The organism is Pseudomonas sp. PD9R (assembly GCF_019200975.1).
In the GTDB taxonomy this organism is placed as follows: domain Bacteria; phylum Pseudomonadota; class Gammaproteobacteria; order Pseudomonadales; family Pseudomonadaceae; genus Aquipseudomonas.
Genome location: NZ_JAHTMR010000015.1, coordinates 182,909 through 191,568, shown reverse-complemented (window position 1 = coordinate 191,568; position 8,660 = coordinate 182,909). Strand labels below are relative to the sequence as shown.

Sequence of the window (8,660 nt, the reverse complement as noted above, 5' to 3'; positions counted from 1 at the left end):
GGCACGTTCAAGGGCCGCACCTTGATCTCTAAAATCGGTTCAGCGCGCTTGCGTGCTGGCCTCTACATGCCAGGCCTGGTAGCGCTGCGGCATAACGAAGCGATCATTGCCATGAAAGATCGCCTGAAGGCCAACGGCAAGGCCCCCAAGCAGATCATCTGTGCTGCAATGCGTAAGCTGCTGCATTTCGTTTACGGGGTGCTCAAATCGGGACAACCATTTGACCCAAAACTTGCACTTGCCCGGTGAGAGTCAAGACGGTATCTACAATGATCAAGCGTAGGCCTTATCTCGTGGATCGAACGACTGATCGCCATTCGTGGTCCACACTTTGAACCCCAGCTGCTGGAGCGCGTTCCATGTCTGACCGCTATATCGACTTCGCCAATTCCTCCATCGGCCATCGTCTGGTCGGGGCCATGGGCTTACCTTCGCCGGTGCGCCTGGAACGCTGGCAGGCAGGCCGGTTGCGCCCGGTCGAAGGGGCGTTGTTGATCGGCGGCGGGCCGTTGGCGGAAAAAGTCAGCGCCTTCGCCAATCGCCTGACCGACGCGATCTACAGCTACGGCACCGAACCCTCGCTGGCCACGGCATGGATTCCCGGCCACGGCCCGAAACTCAAAGCCGTGGTATTCGACGCCAGTGATCTGGTGCAAACCGATCAGCTCAAACAATTGCGTGAGTTCTTCCAGCCTCTGATGAAAAACCTCGATAGCTGCGCGCATCTGGTGATTCTTGGGCGTGATCCGCAAAGCTTGAGCGACCCGTTCGCCGCCAGTGCCCAACGCGCCATTGAAGGTTTCAGCCGTTCACTGGCCAAGGAACTGCGCAGTGGCGGCACCTTGCAGCTGATCCATGTCGGCGCGGGTGCAGAAGATCAACTGGAAGGTCCGCTGCGGTTTTTCCTCTCGCCAAAAAGTGCATTCGTGTCCGGGCAAGTGATTCGTCTTGAGGCCTGCGATACGCAAGTGTCGGACTGGACTCGACCGCTGGCCGGCCGCAAGGCACTGGTGACCGGCGCAGCACGCGGCATCGGTGCGTCCATCGCGGAAACCCTGGCCCGTGACGGTGCCGATGTCATCCTGCTCGACGTGCCACCGGCCAAAACCGATCTCGAAGCCCTTGCCGCACGCCTTGGCGGGCGCAGCATCACACTGGACATTTGCGCCGAGGACGCGGCCGCACAGCTAGTCGAACAATTGCCCGACGGGGTGGATATCGTGGTGCACAACGCCGGCATCACCCGGGACAAAACCCTGGCCAATATGACGCCGGAGTTCTGGGACGCGGTGCTCGCGGTCAACCTCAATGCCCCGCAGGTGCTGACCAAAGCCTTGCTCGACAACGGCACCCTGCGCGACAACGGCCGGGTCATTCTGCTGGCCTCAATCAGCGGCATCGCCGGCAATCGCGGGCAAACCAACTACGCGGCCAGCAAGGCCGGGCTGATCGGTCTGGCTCAAGCCTGGGCGCCGCTGCTGCAAGAACGGGGCATCAGCATCAACGCCGTGGCACCGGGCTTTATCGAAACCCAAATGACCGCACACATTCCGTTTGGCCTGCGCGAAGCCGGGCGACGCATGAGTTCACTGGGCCAGGGCGGCCTGCCGCAAGACGTTGCCGAAGCTGTGGCGTGGCTGGCACAACCGGGCACCGGCGCGTTTACCGGGCAGGCTCTTCGCGTCTGTGGGCAAAGTGTTTTGGGGGCTTAAGCATGATCACTGACTGGCACACACTCAATCACGAACCGAGCCTGCCGGGGCTCTATGTGCGAGCGGCCACACGACGCAAGATCACCGGCACCCGCCTGCCCGATGCCGGTTTGCGTTGCTGGCTCAATGTCGATCCAAAGCGCCTGGAGGCCTATCGCAAGGTCTGCGGTTTCGCCGATAACGGCTTGCTGCCACCGACTTACCCACACGTGTTGGCGTTTGCCTTGCAGATGCAATTGCTCACCGCCAAGGACTTTCCATTCCCGCTGCTGGGGTTGATTCACCTGAGCAATCGCATTCAGGTGCTGCGCCCCTTGGGCGGGGTCAATCGGGTGCGGGTCAGCGTGCAAGTGCAGAACCTGCAACCCCATGCCAAGGGCGCAACGTTCGATCTGGTAACCACACTCAATGATCAGTTGGGGCCATTGTGGGAGGCGCAAAGCCAGATGCTCTGTCGTGGCGTCAAGCTAGAGGGCGAGCCCGTCGAAGAGGTGTTGGCCTCGGCACTGACCTTGAGCGAAATTGCCCGCTGGAAAGCGCCCTCCGACATTGGCCGGCAGTACGCCAAAGTCTCCGGCGACTACAACCCGATTCACCTGAGTGCCGCCAGCGCCAAACTGTTCGGCTTTCCTTCGGCGATTGCCCATGGCTTATGGAACAAGGCACGCACGCTCGCGGCACTGGCCGATCATCTGCCGACGGCAAATATTGAGATCGCGGTGCAATTCAGGAAACCGGTGCGCTTGCCCAGCGAGGTGACATTGCTGGCCAGTGCGGCGGGGTCGAGTGGGGATTTGCGATTGATTGGGGCCGGGGATCTGGAGCACATGGTGGGGCATTGGCGGCCGGTGGCCTGATAAATCAAAAGATCGCAGCCTGCGGCAGCTCCTACAGGGGACGACCCCAAATTCAGGTGGGCTGTCAGGACGCAAAGATCGACGCAGTCGAACACGCTGCATGTAGGTCGAAGCGAAGCCGACCGGAGGGCAGTGTCCCCGGATGGATACCGCAGCGAAGGAACGCCGAGCTTTAGCGAGGGGCCGGACGCAAGGGGCGAGCCTTTTTTTGCTTACTTTTTTTTGGCGTTTGAAAAAAAAGTGAGTCGCCGTAAGGGCGAAACCATTAGCGGCCGTCACCGCAGAAACGGATATGTACTCAATCAGCAAAAGACAGGCCGGCTATCAGGCCGCCTTCGCGAGGGCGCCAGTGACCACAGAAAACATCAGGGATGAACCAACCGAATCCTTGCCTGCGGAAACAAATTATCCAAAGTTTCCAACAGCCGCACGTGATAAATCGGCTTGCGAAACAGGTCCAGTACCTGCAAGCGCAACATGTCACTGACATCATCCATATCCGCATGCCCGGACGTCACAATCACTGGCAAATGCTGACGCGAAGTGTGCTCGCGCAAGCGCCTGATCAGCGACATACCGCTCTCCTCCGGCATGCGCAGATCCGTGATGACCAGTGCAATATCCGGATGCCGGGTCAAATGCTGTAACGCCAACTTGACCGACGTCGCGGTAAAACAATTAAAACCTTCGCCCTCCAGCAACTCTGCCAACTCAAGCAACGCATCCTCCTCGTCATCGACCAGAAGAAGTTGTTGACGCGAAAGTACAGAAGCGTTCATAGGCAACACCTGTAATGGACGAGCGCTGACGTTAGAACCCACCTGAAACTTTGGCAAGTTGCCGAGCCGACCTCTCGCATTGACTTACAAGGCGTTTTTAATACTGGTGAACACCGTTGTGAGATCAGTCGAAATACCTGCACTCAACCCGGCGATTACCACCGCGACCATGGCGGCAACTATCGCGTACTCAATACCCGAAGCCCCCTCGGTGTCTTTGGCCAGCCCTTTGTAAAAAGCGATCTCGGATTTGACCTTCTGAACAAGCTTGGCGAAAGACATGACGTTCTCCTTGATGACTGCGGGTGTTGCAAAGACGCAACATGATTCCCCTATGCCAGCACCAGCATTGTCGGCATTCCCCCAGTAAACAACTGTAACAACGCATTAATACGAAAGTATTAACCGTTTCGTTGACGTCAAAAAAACATGCATTAAGGCTTAATGACTGACTTTCGTCAGATATTTACCGCCCAGTAATGGCGTTTTGCACTAGCTGCGCTACGGTCAAATAGCGAAATAGTTCAATGTTCATAGCTGCCTGATTGCAAAGTTTTCTCGTTCTCTATAACGAGGTTTTTATGCAGCAGGAAAGGGAGAGCCGTCATGAACAGCCGTATCACTCTGGGTCTCGCCGGACTTTCGCTGGTGGGCGCGCTTATTGCCGGGTATTGGGGTCTTACGCTGAATCGTCAACCAGCCGCCGCGCCCGTTGCGCAATCCCAAATCATTACAACGGCACCCGCCAACCAGGCACTGGTAAGTCCGGAAGAAGACACCATCCGACAACCCATCGTCGTGCTGGTGCATGACATCCCGCCATTCGCGCAAATCACTGCGGCCGACGTTGCCCTGGAAAAACTCCGGACCGTCCCGGCCGGCAGCCTCACCCGTCTCGATCAAGCCATTGGCCGCACACCCTGGCGCGCCCTTGTTGCCGGCAGTTGGCTGAGTGACGAAAGCTTCGAATCCGGCAGCAAACTGGCGCGGATGATCCGCCCCGATGAACGTGCGCTTGCGGTTTCCGTGGATGAAGTGATCAACGCGGGTGGGCAACTGATGCCCGGCGACTATGTCGATGTGCTGCTGTTTTTGCGCATGGATGCCAGCAACCTTCAGCCCTCGGCGCAGCTCGTGGTCCCGGCATTGCGCGTGCTCGGGGTCGGCGAGCAACTGGGCCTGACCAATGATGGCCAGCCCTCCAGCCCGACCCACAGCAACGACGAAAAACTCAAGCAGGAACAACAGCGCGCCAACGCCCGTACCGTGCTGCTTGCAGTGCCCGAACAACTGCTGAGTCGGCTGATGCTCGCTGCACAGGTCGGGGTTTTGCGCCTGGCCGTGCGCAGCGCCGATGAGCAACGCCTGGCCCGCTATTGGGCCGGTGAAAGCGATTCCCCGGCCATCCTTGCCAACGCCAACCGCGAGTTGGTCCAGTTCAGCCAACTGGCCATGACGCCAGCGCCAAAACCTGTGGTCGCCAGCAGCTCCGTCATGCCGAGAAAATCGGCGGTGGAAGTCATTCGCGGCAATGAACTCACTCAGCAAACCCCCTGAATCAAGCAAGGACGCCTCTCCATGCACAGACGCTTTACGCCGTTGCTCAACGGCTTGATCTGGGCTGCCTTGCTCGGCAGCATGCCGCTCTCTGCGGCAATGGCGGCGGCTGGCAACTGCGCCGCCCTCGGCCCGCTTCCGGCAACCCTGGAAGTCGGTGAAGGGCAGCAACAGGAACTGCAATCGCCCGTGGCAATCACTCGCCTGGCAGTGGGCGATGCGAAAATCGCCGACGTTCGCGCCACCGGCAATCAGGGTTTCCTGCTCACTGGCATGGCCCCCGGCGCTACCAGCCTGATGGTCTGGACCGCCTGCGCCAGTGCGCCGCGTCAAAGCATGGTGTTCGTACAGGGCCGCGCCACCGCCGCCATGACCGGCGCCAAGCGATTGCCATCGGATGACCCGTCGCTGCCCTCGCAGGTGCAGACCGACATCCGCTTTGTCGAAGTCAGCCGGACCAAACTGAAAGAGGCCAGCACCTCGATATACGGCAAAAGCTCGAACTTTCTGTTCGGCGCCCCTGGCACCGTCCCCAACACCGCTGTGACACCCCGCGTGTTTCCGTTGCGCAACATTGATCCGCGCATTGCCGTGCCGAGCATTCCCTTGGCCAACGACGTGTTCAACATCGTCGCCGGCGGCGGCAACTTTCTTGCCCTCATCAATGCGATGGAAAGCAGCGGCTTCGCCTACACCCTGGCGCGCCCGAGCCTGGTGGCCCTCAGCGGGCAAAGCGCAAGCTTCCTCGCCGGCGGTGAAATCCCGATCCCGATCCCCAGCGCCAACAGCAACAGCTACTCCATCGAATACAAGGAATTCGGTATTCGCCTGACCCTCACGCCGACCGTAGTCAGCAATGACCAGATTGCCCTCAAGGTCGCCCCCGAGGTCAGCGAGCTGGACTACAACAATGCCGTCACCATCGGCGGCACCACCGTGCCGGCCTTCACTATTCGCCGCACCGACACCAGCATCTCTCTGGCCGATGGCGAGAGCTTTGTGATCAGCGGTTTGATCAGCACGCAAAACGGCTCGCAAGTCAGCAAGTTTCCGGGCCTGGGTGACATCCCGATCCTCGGTGCGTTTTTCCGCAGCTCGTCGGTCAGCCGCGAAGAGCGCGAACTGTTGATGATCGTCACCCCACACCTGGTACAACCGTTGGCCGCCAACGCGCAGTTGCCGTCATTGCCCGGTGAAAAGCTGCGTAATTACGACCCGAACTGGTATCGCCTGTACTTCCTCGAAAACGGCGACTTCGACAAACGCAGCGGGTTATCGCAATGAGCCAGAACCTCAGTCAGACTTTTCTCGCGATCACGCGCAACAGCACCGACCTTGAATGGTTGCAAGGTGCGCTCGCGCCGCTGGGCCAAGTGGTCAGCGCTGGCGCCGGCAGCCTCGACGAACTGCTGGCGTTGGTGGACGTGACCTTGGCCAGCCTGGTGTTCGTCGGCCTCGACCGTGATCATGTGGTGGCGCAATGCGCGTTGATAGAAGGTGCTCTTGAAGCCAAGCCGATGCTGGCGATCGTCGCGCTGGGCGACGGCATGGACAACCAGCTCGTGCTCAATGCCATGCGCGCCGGTGCGCGGGATTTCGTCGCCTATGGTTCGCGCTCCAGTGAAGTCGCGGGGCTGGTACGACGCCTGAGCAAACGCCTGCCACCGGTGGCGCCGAACGCTCACCTGGGCGGGCTGACCGTGCTTTACGGGGTGCAGAGCAATGCCGATGGGGCGCTTCTGGCCAATCACATGGCGCAGGTGGTGCAGAAGAGTGGTCAGCAAACCCTGTTGCTCGACCTCGGCCTGCCGCGCGGTGACAGCCTGGCCTTGCTTGGCCTCGAAAGTTCGTTTCACTTTGGCGATGCACTGCGACATCTGCGTCGCCTCGACGCAACGCTGATCGACAGCGCCTTCACCCGTTGCGAAGTCGGGCTGCGCATCCTCGCCTACGCCAGTAACGATGAACCGCTGGAACACACCAGCGCCGCCGAGTTGTACATGCTGCTCAGCGCCCTGCGCCAACACTTCCAGCACATCATGGTGAACCTCACCGGCCAGCCCGACAGCGAAGCCTTGCGCACCTTCGTCAGCCATTGCGACAAGCTGTTGTGGTACACCGATCAGAACGTGCTCGACTGCCGCCGCAACCTCGCCGTGCTCAACCTGTGGCGCGAAAAAGGCATGAAGCTCGACCACGCCAGACTGCTGGTGGACCGCTATCTGCGCACCGTCGCGCCGGACTCCGAAGCCCTGGGCAAAAGCTTCGGCATGGAGATCATCGCCACCCTCGCCTACAGCCCGGAAGTACGCCTGAACGCCAAGAACCAGGGCGTGACCTTGTTTGAACTGGCACCCCGCGAAGTCCTCACCCAAAGCCTGCGTACCCTCGGTGAACGCCTGGCCAAGCGTTCCGAAAGCCTGGCCAAACCCAAGTCCTGGTTCAGCCGTTTGAGAGGTGCGCAATGAGCGGCGAAAAACTGTTCGGTGTGACGCAACGTGGAGTGGCCGGCAACACCGACCACGATGGCCTGAAGCTGGTGCTGCACCGCTACATCATCGATGCCATCGAAGAGTCCGGCAAAAATCTGCTGGAAGGGTCGCGGCAAGCGCTGTCGCAGTTCGTCATCGACAAAGTGGCCGAATACATCGCACGCCTGCACCTGGCGATTTCCCGATATGAAATGGAACGGCTGGCCGAAGAAATCGTCGACGAGCTCACCGGTTTTGGCCCGTTGGAAGTGCTGCTGCGGGACTCCGCTGTTACCGAGATTCTGGTCAACGGGCCGCACCGGGTGTTCATCGAACGTGACGGCGTACTGCATCAAAGTGACTTGCGTTTCATCGATGCGCACCACGTTGAACGCGTTATCCAGCGCATCCTCGCGCCCCTCGGCCGGCGGCTCGATGAGTCCTCGCCAATGGTCGATGCGCGCCTGCCGGATGGCAGCCGGGTCAACGCGATCATTCCACCGATTGCCCTCGATGGCCCATGTCTGTCGATTCGAAAATTCCGCCAGGACATGCTCAACAGCGCCGACCTTGTGACCATGCAAACCATCGATCAGCCGATCTTCGAATTCCTCCAGGAGGCTGTGGGCAAACGCTGCAATATTCTGATCAGCGGCGGCACCGGCACCGGCAAGACCACGCTGCTGAATATTCTCAGCCAATTGATCAACCCCCATGAGCGGCTGGTAACCATCGAAGACGTCGCCGAATTGCAAATGGGCCATCCTCATGTCGTACGCCTAGAAACCCGCCCGCCGAATGCCGAGGGCCACGGCGAAGTGAAGGCCAGCGACCTGATTCGCAACGCCCTGCGGATGCGCCCGGACCGGATCATCCTCGGCGAGATCCGTGGCGTCGAAGTGGTCGACGTGCTCACGGCGATGAACACCGGGCACGACGGTTCGATGAGTACCGTGCACGCCAACAACGCCCAGGATGCATTGCTGCGCCTGGAAACCCTGGTCGGCCTGACAGGTCGCAGCATCGCCGAACGGACCTTGCGCCAGATGATCTGCGCGGCCCTGGACGTGGTGATCCAGTTGACGCGCCTGCCCGATGGCCGTCGTTGTGTCAGCGAAGTGGTGGAAGTGATCGGCATCCGTGAAGACGTGTACGTGACCAACACGCTGTTCCGCCTCGACCGACGCAACGGTTTCGGGTTCATGCGCGAAGCGGTCAACCCCGCCGGTGACAAACTGCGCCGCGAGTCAGCGCTCTCTCCCTCGGCATATTGAAGGCCCCGGC

At 60.1% G+C, this 8,660-nt stretch carries 8 protein-coding genes and 1 pseudogene; 7 read left to right on the top strand and 2 right to left on the bottom strand.

Annotated elements, in window-relative coordinates:
- From KUF73_RS25040 to KUF73_RS25030, 3 genes and pseudogenes are all read left to right on the top strand, one after another.
- Window positions 1-249 (top strand): annotated as a pseudogene (locus KUF73_RS25040) (IS110 family transposase); the annotation flags it as partial.
- Between the two features lie 110 nt (window positions 250-359).
- A complete protein-coding gene (locus tag KUF73_RS25035) occupies window positions 360-1,712 on the top strand; it encodes a 3-oxoacyl-ACP reductase (protein WP_218440680.1) in 1,353 nt (450 codons plus the stop codon).
- A 2-nt stretch (window positions 1,713-1,714) separates the two neighbouring features.
- Window positions 1,715-2,569, top strand: a complete 855-nt coding sequence (locus KUF73_RS25030; RefSeq protein WP_218440679.1) for a MaoC family dehydratase — start codon at window positions 1,715-1,717, stop codon at window positions 2,567-2,569.
- A gap of 365 nt (window positions 2,570-2,934) precedes the next feature.
- On the opposite strand, the gene KUF73_RS25025 is transcribed toward KUF73_RS25030, so the two are convergent.
- Together KUF73_RS25025 and KUF73_RS25020 are read right to left on the bottom strand one after the other, a co-directional pair.
- Window positions 2,935-3,348: a response regulator gene (locus tag KUF73_RS25025; RefSeq protein WP_218440678.1), complete on the bottom strand. Its 414-nt coding sequence runs from the start codon at window positions 3,346-3,348 to the stop codon at window positions 2,935-2,937.
- A gap of 84 nt (window positions 3,349-3,432) precedes the next feature.
- Window positions 3,433-3,630 carry a Flp family type IVb pilin gene (locus KUF73_RS25020; RefSeq protein WP_218440677.1) on the bottom strand — a complete coding sequence of 66 codons (198 nt, stop codon included), beginning with the start codon at window positions 3,628-3,630 and terminating at the stop codon, window positions 3,433-3,435.
- A 324-nt stretch (window positions 3,631-3,954) separates the two neighbouring features.
- Here KUF73_RS25020 and cpaB point away from each other — a divergent pair, with 324 nt between their 5' ends.
- From cpaB to KUF73_RS25000, 4 genes are read left to right on the top strand one after another with little or no spacing between them, the layout of a single operon-like run.
- The gene (gene cpaB, locus KUF73_RS25015; RefSeq protein ID WP_218440676.1) at window positions 3,955-4,905 is read left to right on the top strand and encodes a Flp pilus assembly protein CpaB; all 951 of its coding nucleotides are present in this window, start codon (window positions 3,955-3,957) and stop codon (window positions 4,903-4,905) included.
- Window positions 4,906-4,926: 21 nt separating this feature from the next.
- Window positions 4,927-6,189, top strand: a complete 1,263-nt coding sequence (locus tag KUF73_RS25010) for a type II and III secretion system protein family protein (RefSeq protein WP_218440675.1) — start codon at window positions 4,927-4,929, stop codon at window positions 6,187-6,189.
- Window positions 6,186-7,373: a pilus assembly protein gene (locus KUF73_RS25005; RefSeq protein ID WP_218440674.1), complete on the top strand. Its 1,188-nt coding sequence runs from the start codon at window positions 6,186-6,188 to the stop codon at window positions 7,371-7,373. Before KUF73_RS25010 ends, KUF73_RS25005 begins: the two co-directional genes overlap by 4 nt.
- Window positions 7,370-8,650, top strand: a complete 1,281-nt coding sequence (locus KUF73_RS25000) for a CpaF family protein (RefSeq protein WP_218440673.1) — start codon at window positions 7,370-7,372, stop codon at window positions 8,648-8,650. Before KUF73_RS25005 ends, KUF73_RS25000 begins: the two co-directional genes overlap by 4 nt.
- Window positions 8,651-8,660: the final 10 nt, after the last annotated feature.